The following is a 17,969-nucleotide window of genomic DNA, read 5'->3' on the forward strand; positions in this document are numbered from 1 at the left end:
ATTATGAATTTTTACAATAAATTTTATCAATTCTGACTTACGAACACTGTGTTGTATAAGCTTTTTTGATCTTATGTACGCGCCCTCTTTCATCTTTTGTAATTAAATCTACAGGTAATAATTCAGAATCAAAGGCGATATAAAAAACACTGAATTCATCATTCGGCCATTCTGTTACGGCATAATTCACATTGGGATTATAATTCTGAGATTTTGTACCTTCGTTAATGTACTCGCCTGAAACCACAACATATCTCAAACGATGTGCTGAGCTGTACGAACCATCACTTTTTTGTGGCATAACACAGGCAATACCTTTATCCAAAATTTCCCCAAATGATAGATTAAAAAATGATAATGCCATAATAGAAGCCATTAATATTTTCAGCATAACGATCTCTTTTTATTATAAAACAACTAACAATACACTATTTTAATAAAAATTTTTTAAATAATAAAAAGCCCTGATAGATCAGAGCTTAAAATAATAAGCATGCAGGGATATTTTATTTTGCTATCTCTGTATTTACAACATTCCTTTCTGCCATTTGCCGCTCTTCCTGCATATAAGGAAAGTCATACTCCACTTCCTTACCTGATTTAACCTGAGATTCATAATCTTTCAGAGCATTAATGGCAGGTTTATGTAATAGGATGATAGAAATTATATTTAACCATGCCATAATTCCACATCCTAGATCGCCCATAGCCCAAGCAAAATCAGCAGTTTTCATTGCGCCATATCCAACCATAATAACCATAACTACTTTCAATATTGGTGCTGCCCAGATTAATGTTTTATACCGCTTTAAATAAATCAAATTTGTTTCTGCAATATAATAAAACGCAACTAAAGATGTAAATGCAAAGAAAAATAGTGCTATAGCAATGAATGCTGATCCAAATCCAGGGAATGCTGTTTCGACAGCCAATTGAGAATAACCAGATCCCATGCCTATTCCTGGAATACCTTCATACAGAAAACCTTTCTCCACAGCGGGATTTAAAGTATTGTATTTCCCAGTCATAATTAACATGATGCCAGTTGCACTACATACTAATAAAGTATCAATGAATACTGAGAAAGATTGCACAAGCCCCTGTTTAGCAGGATGACTTACACTCGCAGCAGCGGCTGCATGCGCCCCTGTCCCCATACCTGCTTCATTTGAATAAACACCTCTTTTAATACCCCATTCAACAGCCAAACCTAATAGAGCACCAAATGTTGCATCAGCACCAAATGCAGATTTTACAACTAGAGTAACGACTTCGGGAACCTTGCCAATATTCATGATAATCACAATGATGGCCATTAGGATATATCCTATTGCCATGACAGGTACTATAATTTCAGAGAATTTTGCAATTCTATGAACACCACCCATAATGATAAAACCGAGCATCACAGCCATGATGACAGCAGAAATATAAACATCTAAACCAAATGCAATTTTTAAACTTTCTGCAACCGCATTAGCTTGAATACCTGGGATTAAAAAGCCACAGGCAATCATTGCAGATATCGCAAATGCAATTGCTAATGGTTTATTTTTTAGACCTTTTTCAATATAAAAAGCTGGGCCACCACGAAATTCATCGTTATATTTTTCTTTATAAATTTGTGCCAATGTTGACTCAACAAAAGCTGTGCCAGCTCCGAAAAATGCAACGACCCACATCCAAAATAGTGCACCAGGACCGCCATATGTAATAGCCGCAGCAACACCAGCGATATTTCCAACACCTACTCGACCTGCCACAGAAATTGCTAAGGCCTGAAAGGATGATAATCCCGCCTGAGAACTCTTTTTATCTAATACTAAATGAAAGAATTTAGGTAAATGTCTAATTTGTGCAAAACGTATTCTACAAGAAAAATATATCCCTAAAGATAAGCATGTAATAATTAAAGCCTTACTCCATACCCAACCATTTAACCAATTTACTATTGTTGATAAGTCCATAGCCCACCTCACTTCACGATGTATGAGTTTCTACAAATTCTAAAATGACATTGCCTGTAAAATCTGGGCTAATCAAAACAGAATCATGAGTTATATGACTATTAATGTTCTCTGCGAGAACAATATCCTTAACAATATCTAGAGATAAGGTATTTACTTGAATGAGAACAGCATGAATTGTATCACTCTCCCATTTAGGCAAAGAAATATTGGGATATTGATTAATAAAATCCTGCTCCTTCATACCTATCAATAAGCTTGATGTCGTATCTACTTCTACTTTTCCTGCTCGCACTTGAACTTTATCACCATATAAAGCTCTCCAACGTTGTTCAATGATAGATAAATCACCAATATAAATGATCTGAGTAATACCATTCACTTGGTTGATGTGCTTTTGCCATTCTGGTACCCAAATCAATTCTGGCTTGTGTTGCTGACAGATAAAATTTGATAAATCTGGATTTTGAGAATCAATGAATAAAGCTAGCGACACAACTGCTTCATCAGGGCCTTTAGGCGTTTTAATCGCTCGTCTAAAATCAACTCGACCTTGGCTCACCAAACCATTTTTCAATAGTAATTCATAATCTTGATCTGCATTGCCGCTATATAAGGCCAACAATGCAACACCTTCTTCTCTTTGTAAAAATTTATCTAAATTATCACCAAAGCAAAAAGAATTTTTACCATTGATATGAAACTTGCTTCTGTCATCCACCGAAATCAACTCAATAAAATTTTTTGCAAACATCACTAAACTAGTGACTGTTCCCCAAGGGTGATAACTAATAGGTGATAAATTAAATCCGAGTTTTCTATAATTTTCTAATATACGAGTATGATCCCTCANAAAATTTATCTAAATTATCACCAAAGCAAAAAGAATTTTTACCATTGATATGAAACTTGCTTCTGTCATCCACCGAAATCAACTCAATAAAATTTTTTGCAAACATCACTAAACTAGTGACTGTTCCCCAAGGGTGATAACTAATAGGTGATAAATTAAATCCGAGTTTTCTATAATTTTCTAATATACGAGTATGATCCCTCACAGTAACTAGAGGATGATCAATACCAAACCGCTCTTTGCTAACTTTATCCATATACTCCTCCATATTTATTCTTTAATAGCCCATATTATTTGGTGCTTAAATGGAGTATATGTGAATAAAAATGAGAACAACAATAAAGGGTTTTGAGATTATTGTTGCTTTTTAGGCAACGTATTATCAGAAAGCTCCCTGTATAAAATCTCACGAAATGGAAGTTTTAAAATTGAAAAAGCCCTGATAAATCAGGGCTTAAAATATGGCGGAAGCAGCAGGAATCGAACCTACCTCAGCCGATAGGCTGACAACGGTGTTGAAGACCGCGGAGCCCCCAGGACCCATTTACTTCCGCGTGTACTATAACATTCGATATGACAATTCACAAATTTCTCACTGTAGATTGATTCAGCGCCCTTTCTCTCAATTTTTCAATTATAATCAACCAATACTGTCATTAGAAAAATAGGCGAAGACCGTGCAATTATCCAACATCATTCAGGTGGGCAAACTGTTAGATCGCCCTGAATTTTCTTCTTACATCACAACATTGGGCCGCCCTATTGTGAGTGAGATCATTCGCACTACGATTGATCAATACAAAAACCACATTATGGAAGCACAGCGTGCTGTGGATTTAGATGAATTAACAGCACAAATCACTCAGCAACTACAACTCGTGATGCGTGAAAAAACTCAGCCAGTGATCAATGGCACAGGGATTTTAGTACATACAAATCTTGGTCGTTCACCGATTAATCAATCTATTTGGCATCAAGCAAGTGAAACCGTTTGCCGTTATTCTAATTTAGAATTCAGCCTAATTGATGGCAAACGCGGTAACCGCATGGGCATGCTTAATCGCGTGATTCGCGCTTATTTTGGTGGTGATGACAATGTCATCGTCAATAACAATGCCGCAGCCGTTCATTTGATATTGAAAGCCTTTGCCATTGGCAAAGAAGTGATTATATCCCGTAGTGAGCAAGTTCAAATTGGTGGTGGCTTTCGTATTCCTGATATTCTAGAAGAATCGGGCGCAATCATGAAAGAAGTTGGCACAACAAATATCACAACACTGGATGATTATTTAAATGCTGTGACAGAAAATACTGCGATGGTGTTATTGGTGCATCAATCCAATTATTACATTGAGGGATTCACAGAACAAGTTGACCCCAAAGAACTCAGAAAGCATTTACCTGAACATGTCATGCTCGTCGTCGATCAGGGCTCAGGCAATCAATCGCCATTGTTACGCGATGAAACAACTGTGAGTTATTATGAAAAATTAGGCGCAGATATCATCTCGTTCTCAGGCGATAAAATGGTTGGTGGCCCACAAGCTGGTATCATCATTGGCAAGCAAGAATATATTCAGAAAATTAAAAAGCACCCTATGATGCGAGTTTTTCGCCCTGGCAAAGAAACTTACGCATTATTAGAAGCATTATTGATCACGCAACTGAATGATAAAAATAGTGCTGCCAATCGTACAGAATGGGCTTTGAAACAACCTTTAAGTTGGCATAAATCATTGGCTGAAGAGCTAGCCCAAAAAATTGGCAATAATGTCAAAGTGATTAAGTCTGAATTTCTTGTGGGCGGTGGTACAACGCCAAAAGCCAAATACCCAACGTATGCTTTAGAAGTTCAATCTAAGCAATCCGCAGATGATCTATTAACTTTGCTTCGCGATCAACCCACAGCCATCATTGGCGTGATTCATCAAGGCAAAGTTTTAATTTACCCTATTTCACTTCTCTCTTCTGAATATGATTATGTTGCTCAAGTATTAACTGAGCTAAAGGATGAACAATGAATGCAGTTATCGGAACCGCAGGCCATGTTGACCACGGTAAATCTTCACTCATTCATGCACTCACAGGCATTAATCCTTCTCGCTTACCACAAGAATTAGAGCGATCAATGACGATTGATTTGGGCTTTGCTCATTTCACATCACCACGTGGTGATAAAATTGGCATCATCGATGTTCCTGGGCATGAACGTTTCATTCGTAACATGGTGAGTGCAGTTTGGGGTTTGGATTTAGTTTTATTTGTGGTTTCTGCCGATGAAGGCTGGGCGCCATTATCCATGGAGCATTTACGAATCATCACTGCAATGGGGAAGCGTGAGTGCATTCTTGTACTCACTAAATGTGATTTAGTAGATAAAGCACAATTACAATTAGTGGAAGATGAAACTCTAGAGCATTTCTTGGACACAATGGGAACATTACCTGATGTTGTGCATGTTAGTGCTCATACTGGCCAGAACATAGAACAACTCAAACAAGTCATTGTGGAAAAAACCCAAAATCTACCTGAACGTGATGAATTGGATCATGGTGCTCATTTATATGTGGATCGTGTGTTTTCAGTCAATGGCATTGGCACAACAATCACAGGTACATTGCGTGGCGCTGAAATTAAAGAAAATGATACATTAACGTTATTCCCTGGCAATCAGCCTGTTAAAGTCAGATCCCTCCAGCGTTATCACAGCCAAGTGGAAATTGCAGAGCCATATTCACGAACGGCTGTAGGCTTAAAGCAAGTGAATAAGAAATCTGTCAGCCGTGGCAGTTGCTTAGTTGCCAATCCTGATGCGATTACCATGAGCACAGATTGGATTGTACAACTCGATCCACAATTCAGCAGTTCATTGAAGAAACAAGGCGTGGTGGAAATTGCATTAGGTACATCACACACACAAGCAAAATGCTTTGTCTATGCGGATGGGCAATTGGCTAGATTACAATTGGAAGAAGCAATTCCTGCATTTTGGGGACAACCCATGTTGATCATTCAACATGGTGGTAGCCGAATCATTGGTTCAGGTAAAGTTGCATGGTTACATCCTTTGAACCCTAAATTACGAAACCTATTACAAGAAGCGCTCACAACCATCAACATCAAAAGTGCAGATTTAGAATCCAAAATTGCCTTAGAAATTCAGCTCAATGGTTATACTTTGCGTCATGCCAATATTAAGCAGCCTGATCATTCAGAAGTTTTAGGTGCTTGGTGGATTTTACCTAAAGCCAAGGCAAAACTTCATGATGCTTGTGCAAATGTATTGAATAATGCCATCAGCGCGATGACAATTGAGGACATTGCTAAAAACATTCAGCATCCGCTCACATTAACAGAAGCAATGATTGATCAAGGTTGCGCGAGTAACGAATGGCAGAAAATCAAAGGTGGCATTGTTAATTCGTTCAATCTTTCGAGTGATGCTCTGCCTGATAATCTCCAAAATTTATATGATGATATTAAAGCTTGTGGCATTTCAGGCTTTGAAGCAGGGAAATCTCGCATTGTAGGTATTAAACGCTTACTGCGTGCATTGACAGAGAAAGACCTCATTGTGCCAACAGAAGATGATATTTTCTTCGCCTTAGAGGTTTATAACGGCATTGTGAAACAGATCATGATCAACCGTACAATCGGCGAGTTATTTACGATCGCAGATGCAAGAGAACGCATTGAGCTTTCCCGCAAACAATTTATTCCTCTATTGAACCGTATGGAAAAAGATGGCTGGGTAAAACGCATCGAAAATGATCGTGAAGTTTGCAAAGAATATGTAGAGAATTAAAGGAGTTAAAATGATTGAAGTTTATGGCATTCCCAACTGCGACACAGTGAAAAAAGCGCGAGTTTGGCTCGCTGACAACAATATTGAATACACATTTCAAGATTTCAAAAAAATTACTGTAGAAACAGCAACCATTCAACATTGGATTGATGCTTTTGGCTTGGATGTTGTGATCAATAAACGTGGCACAACATGGCGCAAGTTATCAGATGATGAAAAAGTATTGTGTGAATCAGCAGATACTGCTATTCCACTAATTTTAAGCAACCTCAGCATGGTTAAGCGCCCTATTTTAGCTCAAGATGGCAAAGCAACACTGATTGGCTTTAAAGCTGAAGACTGGGCAAAGCACTTTCAATAATCCATAAAGATTCATACAAAAAATAAAGCTTCTCACCCTAGGTGAGAAGCTTTATTTAATTAAATCTCATAAATTAATTATTTATCATCTTTTGGGAAGATTAAATTCAAGATAATCGCGGTGAAACCACCTGCTGCAATGCCTGATGAGAACAATGTTTTAATCATATCTGGTGCAAATTGCAGAATCATAGGTTGCTGAGAAACACCCATACCAACTGCTAATGATAAAGCCATGATCATAATTGCACGACGATTCAATGCTTCACGAGAAACAATACGAACACCTGAAGCCGCAATCGTACCGAACATTACTAATGTTGCACCACCTAAAACTGGCTCTGGAATGCGCTGAACAAACTGTGCAACTGCTGGGAATAAGCCCAATAAAATTAACATGCCCGAAACAACAAAACCAACATGACGACTTGCAACACCTGTTAACTGAATCACGCCGTTATTTTGACCAAAACATGAATTTGGGAATGTATTGAATACTGCCGAAACCATTGAATTCAAACCATTCGCTAAAACACCGCCTTTTAAGCGTTTCATATACAAAGGACCTTCCACAGGCTGATCCGATACATCTGATGTTGCTGTAATATCACCAATCGTTTCCAATGATGTCACCATAAAGATTAAGATCAATGGTAATAACAAGTTCCAATCAAATGACAAGCCATAATAGAAAGGTTCAGGAATTGCGATCGTTGGTACTTCTTCCAATACTTTATTTGGCAACATATCAATTGCCCATGCAACGATATAACCCACAGCCATTGCAATCACTAATGAAGCAATACGTAAGTAAGGATTTTTCTGGCGATTCAATAAAATGATTACAGCTAAAACAGATGCTGCTAATAATAAATATTTTGGTGAGCCAAATGTGTTATCCGCCAATGCATCATAACCACCACCGATGGATGTTAAACCTACTTGAATCAACGATAAACCGATGATCATTACCACAATCCCTGAAACTAAAGGTGTGATGATGCGGCGCGCTAAATGCAATGTGCGAGATAAAATCACTTCCGTCATTGCTGCGACCAATAATGTGCCAAATAAAGCGGCCATCATTGCGTTATCGTCTAATCCACCTGTTTTTAACGCTGTACCGCCCATGATGAGTGGTGCAACAAAGTTAAAACTCGTACCCTGAATAGACAAAAGACCAGATCCAACTGGTCCCCACTTACGAATTTGAATCAATGATGCAACGCCTGATGCAAATAAAGACATACTAATGATGCGCTGAGTATCATGCGCAGACAAACTCAAAGCCTGACAAATGATCATTGATGGTGTGATCACCGCAACAAACATCGCTAGAAGGTGCTGAAAAGCTGCAAAGATGGTTTGGGGTAATGGCGGTTTATCTTCTAAACCATAAATTAGGTCACTTTTGACAGCCTGCTCTGACATTCTAGGATTCTCCTGATCGCAAAATGCGCATTGTAATCTTGATAGAAAAAAAGGCAAGCAGATATTTATTTATATAATTAAAACAAATAAAAAAGGCTAGATTTTCATCTAGCCTTTCTATTATGGTGGGTAGTGAGGGGATCGAACCCCCGACCCTCGCCTTGTAAGGGCGATGCTCTACCAGCTGAGCTAACTACCCGAGTAGGTGCGTATAATACTGAATGGTTCTGATCATGTCAATCTCTTTTGATGATCAATTTTTTACCAATCAACTTGCTAACGACTTAAGCAATACAACACTAGATTTCTCTAGTCTTTCGATATGGTGGGTAGTGAGGGGATCGAACCCCCGACCCTCGCCTTGTAAGGGCGATGCTCTACCAGCTGAGCTAACTACCCGAAAGAGGTGCACATAATATCGAATGAATCATGTGCTGTCAATTTTATTATTGATTAAATATTAAACACCTTGCTCACTACCAACCAAAGCAGATTTCAAAATGTGTGGTTTGATCTTACCCATTACATGCATTTCGCATGGTCGGCATTTGAATTCTAAGCGAATTTCCTCATCTTGATGCATTAAAACCATCGGCTCAGCACGAACTTGCCCTTGAACACCTTTCACACCTTTCGCTTGTTTTGGACATAAATTATACGCAAAACGTAAGCAGTGTTTAGTGATCATCACAGGCACTTCACCTTTTTCTTGGTGAGCTTCATACGCTGGCTCGATTAATTTTACGCCATGCTCTTCATAAAATTCACGCGCTTTCTGATTATAAACATTCTCTAAGTATGTAATATGCTCAGAAGGATACGCAGCTTTATCTTCACTTTCATACAAACGAACGCCACGTTCATTGCTTTCAACATAAGCAACACGCAATTGTTCAATAGCATCACGACGAATCTGATTCAACAAGCTTTTAGGCATGAATGGTGCTGTTTTAACATTCACCGTCACGCTTTTGGCTTCAAAAATTGTTTCGCCCAACTTCTGCAAACCTTCTTCTAAACCTTGCAATGTTTTTTCAACATTATTGGCAGCTTCAAATTCACCTTCGATTGGATAAGTCACAGCTAAGCCATCTTCACCAATCATCACTAAATCATATTTGCCATCAGTTTCTTGGAAAATGATATCAATGCCAATCTTACGGCTCGATGATTCACGTGTTAATAGTTTTTGCCAAGCTGTATCTGCGTTGCGGTACAAAACCTGCCCTGCTTTGACTTTATCAATATTCTCTGGCGCCTCTTCATGCCAATAAACTAAATAATGTTTATCGCCAATCTCTTTCACTTCACTTGCGCGGAAACCGACAACTTCACGTTTAATCAATACATTCAAACCATCGCCATTCGCTAAAGGCTCTGCCGTTTTAACTTCCAAGTGATTGCCACCAAATTTTAAAACTTCACCCACTTCAACACCGCGGAATTTCGGTGAATCAAACGCACCGATATCATCTTTACGCGCGTTCACAAAGTAATCTGTCGAACCACGATTGAAGGTTTTATCAGGATTAGGGATAAAATGATGAACTGTTGTACCGAGTGAACTACGAGAATAATCAGGATTGACATCCAAAAACTGATCCAACATTTGGCGATAATGTGCTGTGATATTCTTAGAATAAGCCATATCTTTATAGCGCCCTTCAATCTTGAAGGATTGCACGCCAGCATCCACTAACGCACCCAAGTTTTCTGTTTGGTTATTATCCTTCATAGATAATAAGTGCTTATCAAAGGCAACCACGCGCCCTTCTTTATCTTTCAATGTATAAGGCAAACGGCAAGCTTGTGAGCAATCACCACGATTTGCACTTCGGCCTGTATCCGCATGGGAAATATAACATTGCCCAGAGAACGCTACGCATAAAGCACCATGAATGAAGAACTCTAAAGGTGTATCCACAGTGTCATTGATGGCTTTGATCTCTTTTAAAGACAATTCACGCGCCAATACCAACTGAGAGAAACCTACTGTTGATAGGAATTTTGCACGATCTAAAGTACGGATATCCGTTTGCGTGGAAGCATGCAATTCAATGGGTGGAATATCCATTTTGAGAACACCCATATCCTGCACGATCAAAGCATCCACGCCTGCATCATACAATTCATGGATCAACTTGCGGCCTTTTTCCAATTCATCGTCATGCAAAATCGTATTAAATGTCACAAAGATCTTTGCATGATACTGCGATGCAAAATCCACTAACTTTGCAATATCCGAAACGCTATTATCCGCATTATAACGTGCACCAAAGCTTGGGCCACCTAAATAAACTGCATCTGCACCATGCAAAATTGCCTCGCGCCCGATCTCGATATCGCGCGCAGGACTTAAAAGTTCTAATTGATTATGTTTTAACATTTCTACAAATCTATAAAGTTACTTAAGCGTTCTTGTCCATTTTCTTTTTAATCTGAAAGCCCACAAATGTGATGGCTAACCATGCAGGGATTACAAACACCGCAGGTTTGAAGCTACCCAATTGCGTCATTGCACCCACAACAATCAATAAGAAGATTAAACAAAAGTAGTTCACATAAGGGAAAAATGGTGTTTTAAATTTTAATTTTTCACCTGTATGCGCTTTTCTGAAGCGTAAATGCATGATGATGATTAAGCCCCAAGTGATCACAGCAGCTGCGATCGCAACTGACATCACAATCATAAATGCACCATTTGGTACCATAAGATTGATCACAACTGCGATCAATGTAATTGCTGATGAGAATAAAATCGCAGCGTAAGGCACACTATTTTTGCTTAATTTTAAAAATACTTTAGGCGCGTGTCTTTGCTCAGCCAAACCGTACAGCATACGACCATTACTATAAATGCCGCTGTTATAAACGGAAATGGCCGCTGTTAAAATAATGAAATTCAAAATGCCTGCAACATTTGGCAAACCTAATTGATCAAATACCAATACAAATGGGCTAATACCTGCTTTAATATCTGTCCAAGGTACCAATACCAACATGATGATGATTGAACCTACATAGAATAATAGTATTCTCCACATCACTTGTTTAATCGCAATTGGAATTGTTTTCTCAGGGTTTTCCGTTTCAGCCGCTGCAATTGCGATCATTTCTGTACCACCAAATGAGAACATTACAATCACCAATGAAACCCATACACCCCAAGAACCATTCGGGAAGATATTACTCAATCCACCACTGCCATGATCCCAAAGATTTGAAACTTTTACTGTAGATGTTTCAACAAATAAGCCTTTGCCTACTAAGTAAATGCCGAACACAATCATACCAACAACGGCTAAAACTTTAATTAAAGCCAACCAAAACTCTGTTTCACCAAAAAACTTCACACTGGCAAGGTTAATGGATGTGATGATGATAATGGTCGCAAGCACTGATGCCCACATTGGAAAATCTGGAAACCACTTCGTGATGTAAACACCAATCGCTGATAGTTCTGCCATGCTCACTAAAATATAGAGCAACCAATAATTCCAACCTGCGAGGAATCCTGCATATTCTCCACAGTATTTATTTGCAAAGTAGCTAAAAGCACCTGAAACAGGCTCTTCTGTTGCCATTTCACCAATCATTCGCATGATCATATAGATCACAAAACCACCGAGCAAATAGCCCAAAATTAAACCAGGACCTGCTAATGGAATAGATTCTGCCGTACCGTAAAATAGACCTGTACCAATACAACCGCCCAATGCGATCATTTGGATATGTCTATTTTTCAAATTGCGCTTGAGCGCTTGCTTATTTTCCATGATTCATTTTTTTGAGTAATAAAGTAGCCATGATAAGTCATCTAAAAAAAATAACAAAGGGCTGACGATATTAAATAACAAACATAAAAAAGCCTCTGTCATAACAGAGGCTTTTTATATTCAAAGTAGATTATGCAAAATCTAAAGTTGGTGGTGTTGGTTCAGCTTTTGGAGCATTATTACCATCATCTTTTGATTTTGTATTCAATGAAGAATCACTAAGTTCACGATCATTCATAATATCATCCACTTGCTGAGCATCAATGGTTTCAACATCCAACAAGATGTCTGCCATGCGATGCAAGCGATCAATATCATCTTCCAATACTTTCTTCGCTCTAGCATAGTTAGATTCAACAATGCGACGAGTTTCTTCATCAATCAATTGTGCTGTTTCGTTAGAGATGATTTCTTGACGTGATCCACGACCGCCAATACCGCCATCGCCTTCACCGAAGAATAAGAAACCAACTTTGTCAGATAAGCCCCATTTCGTGACCATCTTACGAGCCATATCCGTTGAATGTTGAATATCACTCATTGCGCCTGTTGTGACATTGTCATAACCGAAGATAATCTCTTCAGCAATACGACCACCAAACACCATCGCCATTTTGTTATTCAACCATTCGCGAGAGTTACTCACTTTATCATTTTCAGGTAAAGTCCAAGTCACACCCAAAGCACGACCACGTGGAATGATTGTTACTTTATACACAGGATCTGATTTCAAACGATAAGCAACGATTGCATGACCAGCTTCATGATAAGCGGTTAACTTCATTTCATCTGCTGTCATCATCAATGAACGGCGCTCTGCACCCATATAGATCTTATCTTTGGCATTTTCCATATCGTCCATGCCAACTTCATTTTTATTCTCACGCGCTGCAAATAATGCACCTTCATTCACAAGGTTTGCCAAATCCGCACCTGAGAAACCTGGTGTACCTTTTGCTAAGCTCAAAATATCAACATCAGAAGCGATCGGCACTTTACGCAAATGCACTTTCAAGATTGCTTCACGACCTTTAATATCTGGTAATGGTACTGTCACTTGACGGTCAAAACGACCTGGACGTAATAATGCAGGATCCAATACATCCACACGGTTTGTTGCCGCAATGATGATGATGCCTGAGTTATCACCAAAGCCATCCATTTCTACCAACATTTGGTTCAATGTTTGTTCACGCTCATCATGACCACCACCCAAACCAGAACCACGGTGACGACCAACTGCATCGATTTCATCGATGAAAATAATGCATGGCGCATGTTTTTTAGCTTGTTCAAACATATCACGAACACGTGCAGCACCGACGCCCACAAACATTTCCATGAAGTCAGAACCTGAAATCGTAAAGAAAGGTACGCCAGCTTCGCCTGCAATTGCTTTTGCTAATAATGTTTTACCCGTTCCTGGTGGACCAACCATCAAAATACCTTTTGGCATTTTTCCACCTAAACGTTGGAATCTTGTTGGGTCTCTCAAGAAATCTACAACTTCTCCCACTTCTTGCTTAGCTTCATCTGCACCAGCAACATCAGAGAAACGAGTTTTCACTTCATCTGCTGATAACATACGTGCTTTTGATTTACCAAAGCTCATAGGATTTTTACCACCGCCGCCTGATTGGCGCATCATAAACATGATTAAACCAAATAAAATTAAGATTGGTAATAAGTTCAAGATGATGGATAACAAAATTCCGCGTGAACGCATTTCTTTACCTACAATGGTAACGTTCTTATCGCGCAATGTATCAATCAACATACCATTGCTAGTTTCAGGGTTATAAGTTGTAAAACGCTGCCCACTGCTATATGTACCATTAATTTCTGGTCCAGCGATTGTTACTTCCTTAACACGCCCATCATTAATGGCATTTAAAAATTCTGAATACGCAAGTCCCTGTCCTGGGGAACTGCCAAAGTTTTGAAATACAAGCAATACACCAAGTATTGCAACGATCAAAACAATGATATCTCTTCCGTTATATTTCAAAAGATTAACCTCTATACTAAGTTAAAAAATTGTCGTTCATGAGAATAAATTTCAAACTGCAACTATACCGAATATCTTTAATTTAGTCATCATTCAGACAAGAATGGGGCTGAAATTATCGAATTCAATAGCTGTTATTAATTATTCTGGCTTACCTTTAAAACCACGCGCTAACAAATAAATCTCTGCACTTCGTGCACGCGATGCTTTTGGCTTTCTTGTCAATACCTTATCGAAGTTTGCACGAAGCATTTTCAAATATTCTTCAAAGCCTTCACCTTGGAAAATTTTCATCAAGAAATCTCCACCTGGCTTCAAATGATGAATAGAAAAATCAAAAGCCAATTCCAATAAATACATCATACGTGGCTGATCAACACCTTTCACACCACTTGTATTCGGTGCCATGTCTGAGATCACGATATCAATCTTACGACCATCCAATAAAGTTTCTAATTCGTTTAAAACAGATTCTTCACGGAAGTCACCCGTAATGATGTCAACACCTGCAATTGCACTCATTGGCAAAATATCCAATGCAAACACTTTGCCGTTATGACCCACTTTATGCATCGCATATTGTGACCAACTGCCTGGTGCAGCACCTAAGTCTACAACCGTCATACCTGATTTGAACAATAAATCTTTTTCATCCATCTCAGATATTTTATAAATCGCGCGTGAGCGCCAGCCTTCGTTACGTGCACGCAACACATATTCATCATCATGATGTTCTTTTAACCAACGAGAACTACTCGGTGTACGTTTTTTTCCCATACTTTAAAATCACTTTTAATATTGCAATTGGGCACAATCCCACAGCATTTTCACTTCTTCAATGGATAATGCTCGGAACTCGCCCGGTTGTAAATTATGATCCAATTTCAACGGACCATACTGAATTCTTTGAAGATAAGTTACATATAAATTCACAGCTAAAAACATTTTTTTAACTTGATGAAACTTCCCTTCTGTAATTGTTACCCACGCTTCACTTTCATTTTGATTCGCATAGATAATCTCTAGTTTAGCAGGTGCACAACAAATTCCACTATAAAACTCAATACCGCATGCAAATTGTTCAATTTCTTTAGAAGTTAATAAACCATTTACTTTAACTCGATAGGTTTTTTCCACTTTATATTGTGGCATTGGCAAACGAAAGCTTAATTGCCCATTATCTGTTAATAGTAATAGCCCTTCTGTATTTCTATCCAATCGCCCAATCGGCCAAATTTTTTCTGAAAACTGATCACAAACTGTAGGCAAAGATTTATCTTGTGTCGCAGAAATCAATCCCTGAGGCTTATTCAACATATAGTAATAATGTTGCGTTAAACCACAATTTTCACCACGAATAGATAATTGATGCAATAAACCATCTACTTCTATTTTGTCATCCGTAGCAATTTTACCATTAATACAAATTACATTGGATTTAATGAGTTGATGTATCGCTTTTTTAGAAAGCTTTTTCTCTGTTAATAGATATTGATAAAGATGCATCAATGCTCTTTTTTTTGCTCTGATGCCAATATAAATGAGCGTGCACGTGCCATTAAAAATCCAGCACTCACAACACCATAAAATATCAATAGGATAAATTCATCTCGTTTAGATAAAGAAAAGAATGGTAAAATGATCACAAGGATTATACCCGCAACCAAAAACATGAGAGCCAACATTCTTAAACTTAAGAAAAGCTGGTGAATTCTTCGTGGTTGCGCTAAGCTTGCCTCCACTTTTTTTAGACTAGGATCGTTATTCATGACTCAAATGAAATTAACAAAAGAACACATACATGCTTTAAAAGGCCTCGCTCATTCAATGAAACCTGTATTAATTATGGGTGAAAAAGGCGTAACTGAATCATTTTTAGCAGAAGCAGAACGCGCTATAGAATATCATGAATTGATCAAAATCCGTATCTCTGGTGATGATCGCGAGACAAAAAAAGAAATTGCTGCTGAAATTACTGCTGCATTAAATGCCGTAATGATTCAACATATTGGCAATGTGATCACACTATTTAAACGTAATCATGAAGCACCAAAGATTTTCTTTTCGAATAAATAAAAATAAAACCCTTGTTTTCACAAGGGTTTTATTTTATCAATTAATCTTTCTCTGGCACCGCTGAGACTGCACTAATCACACTATAACTATCCAATACTCTAGATATAATAGTAATTCTAGATAATAAATAGCCTATATTTTCAGAATCTTTTCCTAATTGTTGAATAATATAAAAAGCACTACCATCACCAGAAAATGTCCCTTTGAATCCTTGGCTAATAAGATTCTCCCATCCTGGTTTATTTGCAGTACTGCCAGTCAATCCACCTGTTTCTCTCAATTCTGTTAATGCTTCATTGATTGTTTCATCAGAAATCGGATCACAATTTTCAACCTTGTTTGCCAAAATATTATTGCCATCCGAATCTTTAATTGGCTGACCATTGTTATCTAAAACAAAGGCACCACAAATATCGCGTTTTGGATATTTTGATTGCCCATTAATCGTTACTTTTAAATTCGCCTCTAACTCATTTAATGCTTGTATCGCCAGATCTTCTGCTTCTTGTTTAAACGTCACATATTGCACATTTAAAGTCGCAGTTGTTATCTGTTGATACAGGCCTATACCTAAAATGGCAAAAATAATCAACATCATCAAGGTGATGAAGAGAATAAAACCTTTTTGTAATTGCTTTTGTATCCTCATAATTTAAATCCTAGTGCTCTCTTCCGCTATAATCAATCACCACCGTATAGTCATGGGTTTTAGATGGATCAAGTATATCTGTAATAGTAATAGTATCTTTAGATTTCAATGCAACTTCTTTCATCATGACCTTTGCAGTATCTTGTAATTCTTTTAAAGATTTGACATCTATATCATTATTTTCTGCAATATTAAGCCTTGCAGTAAAATCATCAATCAAAATTGGAATCGCCATATCTGAACCTAAATCTCCCAAATCTGAAATCGCTCGATTCTGTAACTTTACTAAACCAACAATTGCAATAGAGAAAATTCCTAAAGCAATTAGGAACTCTAGTAGAAATGAGCCTTGTTGTTGTTTTATTATCATTTTACCCTCTAATTATCTCTGCGTATTCTGATCATTCTACCAAAATTTCGCATTTAAGTAATCATTGCGGTTGTGTTGAGATAATCAACTGAATTAATGGCATTGGGACAATTTCAATTGATCACCATAGCTAATACAATCAAACTCCAAATTTCTGTACAAAATCTCATCTAAGACTTTTGCCATTTCTTGATTAATCTCATTAATCAGCCGATCACAATTTTCATTATCTTGAACAATCATGCCGCGTACTTTTTCTTCAAAACCTTTCAAAGAGCTTTGCCAAATCTCTGCATGTACATTTTCATGTTTTTCTAATGCAATTTGTTCATCTTCAAAAGTTTGACGAATCTTTAAAGGATAATTACCCATTTTCAAACGAGGCAATGTCATGATGCCATTTAATTCCATTTCAAAAATTTTTGCTTTACATTGCCCATTATCATACACCAGATTCATTCTACTAATCATGGCGGATGCTTCATAGCCACCAACAGTATGATTATCATCTGTCGACTCACTCAAATGCGAAGCTTCCATCATCGCCAACCTAATCATTCCAACATTAGCAGGCGCAATATCATAATATTCTTTGGTTAAATTAACTTCTAACCCATCAGCGAAGTTAACTAACATTAAAAAACTAATAAGAGCAGCAATGTTTTGCATTCAAT

The 17,969-nt window shown here is 37.9% G+C and carries 18 protein-coding genes and 3 tRNA genes; 4 read left to right on the forward strand and 17 right to left on the reverse strand.

The features are described from left to right. Positions 1 to 37: 37 nt before the first annotated feature. The 5 genes from BZK16_RS05925 to BZK16_RS14250 all read right to left on the reverse strand — a co-directional run bounded on the left by BZK16_RS05925 (position 38) and on the right by BZK16_RS14250 (position 3,372). Positions 38 to 391 carry a hypothetical protein gene (locus BZK16_RS05925; RefSeq protein ID WP_077927986.1) on the reverse strand — a complete coding sequence of 118 codons (354 nt, stop codon included), beginning with the start codon at positions 389 to 391 and terminating at the stop codon, positions 38 to 40. Positions 392 to 506: 115 nt separating this feature from the next. Continuing rightward, positions 507 to 1,967: an alanine/glycine:cation symporter family protein gene (locus BZK16_RS05930; RefSeq protein ID WP_077927987.1), complete on the reverse strand. Its 1,461-nt coding sequence runs from the start codon at positions 1,965 to 1,967 to the stop codon at positions 507 to 509. Between the two features lie 13 nt (positions 1,968 to 1,980). Continuing rightward, positions 1,981 to 2,721, reverse strand: a complete 741-nt coding sequence (locus tag BZK16_RS05935) for a VOC family protein (RefSeq protein WP_408645562.1) — start codon at positions 2,719 to 2,721, stop codon at positions 1,981 to 1,983. Positions 2,722 to 2,785: 64 nt separating this feature from the next. Next, entirely contained in the window at positions 2,786 to 3,088 is a 303-nt protein-coding gene (locus BZK16_RS05940) for a VOC family protein (RefSeq protein WP_077927989.1), read from the reverse strand. Positions 3,089 to 3,282: 194 nt separating this feature from the next. Beyond that, positions 3,283 to 3,372, reverse strand: a tRNA-Sec gene (locus tag BZK16_RS14250). 125 nt (positions 3,373 to 3,497) lie between these two features. On the opposite strand from BZK16_RS14250, the gene selA reads away from it, so the two are divergent. Genes selA through BZK16_RS05955 form a run of 3 tightly spaced genes read left to right on the forward strand, consistent with a single transcriptional unit; the run spans position 3,498 to position 6,986 of the window. Beyond that, positions 3,498 to 4,841 carry an L-seryl-tRNA(Sec) selenium transferase gene (gene selA, locus BZK16_RS05945; RefSeq protein WP_077927990.1) on the forward strand — a complete coding sequence of 448 codons (1,344 nt, stop codon included), beginning with the start codon at positions 3,498 to 3,500 and terminating at the stop codon, positions 4,839 to 4,841. Next, positions 4,838 to 6,625 carry a selenocysteine-specific translation elongation factor gene (selB, locus tag BZK16_RS05950; protein ID WP_077927991.1) on the forward strand — a complete coding sequence of 596 codons (1,788 nt, stop codon included), beginning with the start codon at positions 4,838 to 4,840 and terminating at the stop codon, positions 6,623 to 6,625. Before selA ends, selB begins: the two co-directional genes overlap by 4 nt. A gap of 10 nt (positions 6,626 to 6,635) precedes the next feature. Beyond that, complete coding sequence (locus BZK16_RS05955; RefSeq protein ID WP_077927992.1) at positions 6,636 to 6,986, forward strand: Spx/MgsR family RNA polymerase-binding regulatory protein; 351 nt, start codon at positions 6,636 to 6,638, stop codon at positions 6,984 to 6,986. A 77-nt stretch (positions 6,987 to 7,063) separates the two neighbouring features. Here the strand turns inward: BZK16_RS05955 and BZK16_RS05960 are convergent, their stop codons facing one another. The 9 genes from BZK16_RS05960 to BZK16_RS06000 all read right to left on the reverse strand — a co-directional run bounded on the left by BZK16_RS05960 (position 7,064) and on the right by BZK16_RS06000 (position 15,969). Continuing rightward, entirely contained in the window at positions 7,064 to 8,416 is a 1,353-nt protein-coding gene (locus BZK16_RS05960) for a uracil-xanthine permease family protein (RefSeq protein ID WP_077927993.1), read from the reverse strand. Positions 8,417 to 8,539: 123 nt separating this feature from the next. Further along, positions 8,540 to 8,615: transfer RNA gene (locus BZK16_RS05965), tRNA-Val, on the reverse strand. A 124-nt stretch (positions 8,616 to 8,739) separates the two neighbouring features. Continuing rightward, positions 8,740 to 8,815, reverse strand: a tRNA-Val gene (locus BZK16_RS05970). Positions 8,816 to 8,876: 61 nt separating this feature from the next. Beyond that, positions 8,877 to 10,802 carry a peptidase U32 family protein gene (locus BZK16_RS05975; RefSeq protein WP_077927994.1) on the reverse strand — a complete coding sequence of 642 codons (1,926 nt, stop codon included), beginning with the start codon at positions 10,800 to 10,802 and terminating at the stop codon, positions 8,877 to 8,879. Between the two features lie 22 nt (positions 10,803 to 10,824). Continuing rightward, positions 10,825 to 12,192 (reverse strand): amino acid permease, encoded by a 1,368-nt coding sequence (locus BZK16_RS05980; RefSeq protein ID WP_198932437.1) that lies wholly within the window; start codon positions 12,190 to 12,192, stop codon positions 10,825 to 10,827. A gap of 130 nt (positions 12,193 to 12,322) precedes the next feature. Continuing rightward, positions 12,323 to 14,200, reverse strand: a complete 1,878-nt coding sequence (gene ftsH, locus BZK16_RS05985; RefSeq protein WP_077927995.1) for an ATP-dependent zinc metalloprotease FtsH — start codon at positions 14,198 to 14,200, stop codon at positions 12,323 to 12,325. Positions 14,201 to 14,341: 141 nt separating this feature from the next. After that, positions 14,342 to 14,977, reverse strand: coding sequence for a 23S rRNA (uridine(2552)-2'-O)-methyltransferase RlmE (gene rlmE / locus BZK16_RS05990; RefSeq protein ID WP_077927996.1), 636 nt, complete (start codon positions 14,975 to 14,977; stop codon positions 14,342 to 14,344). 15 nt (positions 14,978 to 14,992) lie between these two features. After that, positions 14,993 to 15,706: a 16S rRNA pseudouridine(516) synthase gene (locus BZK16_RS05995; RefSeq protein WP_077927997.1), complete on the reverse strand. Its 714-nt coding sequence runs from the start codon at positions 15,704 to 15,706 to the stop codon at positions 14,993 to 14,995. After that, a complete protein-coding gene (locus BZK16_RS06000) occupies positions 15,706 to 15,969 on the reverse strand; it encodes a hypothetical protein (protein WP_077927998.1) in 264 nt (87 codons plus the stop codon). Before BZK16_RS06000 ends, BZK16_RS05995 begins: the two co-directional genes overlap by 1 nt. A 7-nt stretch (positions 15,970 to 15,976) precedes the next feature. On the opposite strand from BZK16_RS06000, the gene yhbY reads away from it, so the two are divergent. Continuing rightward, positions 15,977 to 16,276, forward strand: a complete 300-nt coding sequence (gene yhbY, locus BZK16_RS06005) for a ribosome assembly RNA-binding protein YhbY (protein ID WP_408645564.1) — start codon at positions 15,977 to 15,979, stop codon at positions 16,274 to 16,276. A 40-nt stretch (positions 16,277 to 16,316) separates the two neighbouring features. Here yhbY and BZK16_RS06010 read toward each other — a convergent pair whose 3' ends face one another. The 3 genes from BZK16_RS06010 to BZK16_RS06020 form a co-directional block, all read right to left on the reverse strand. Beyond that, positions 16,317 to 16,925: a hypothetical protein gene (locus tag BZK16_RS06010; RefSeq protein ID WP_077928000.1), complete on the reverse strand. Its 609-nt coding sequence runs from the start codon at positions 16,923 to 16,925 to the stop codon at positions 16,317 to 16,319. A 10-nt stretch (positions 16,926 to 16,935) separates the two neighbouring features. Further along, entirely contained in the window at positions 16,936 to 17,295 is a 360-nt protein-coding gene (locus BZK16_RS06015; protein WP_077928001.1) for a type IV pilus modification PilV family protein, read from the reverse strand. 93 nt (positions 17,296 to 17,388) lie between these two features. After that, entirely contained in the window at positions 17,389 to 17,964 is a 576-nt protein-coding gene (locus BZK16_RS06020; RefSeq protein ID WP_077928002.1) for a DUF922 domain-containing protein, read from the reverse strand. Between the last annotated feature and the right edge of the window lie 5 nt (positions 17,965 to 17,969).

Source organism: Wohlfahrtiimonas populi, from assembly GCF_002006795.1.
Taxonomy (GTDB): Bacteria; Pseudomonadota; Gammaproteobacteria; order Cardiobacteriales; family Wohlfahrtiimonadaceae; genus Wohlfahrtiimonas; species Wohlfahrtiimonas populi.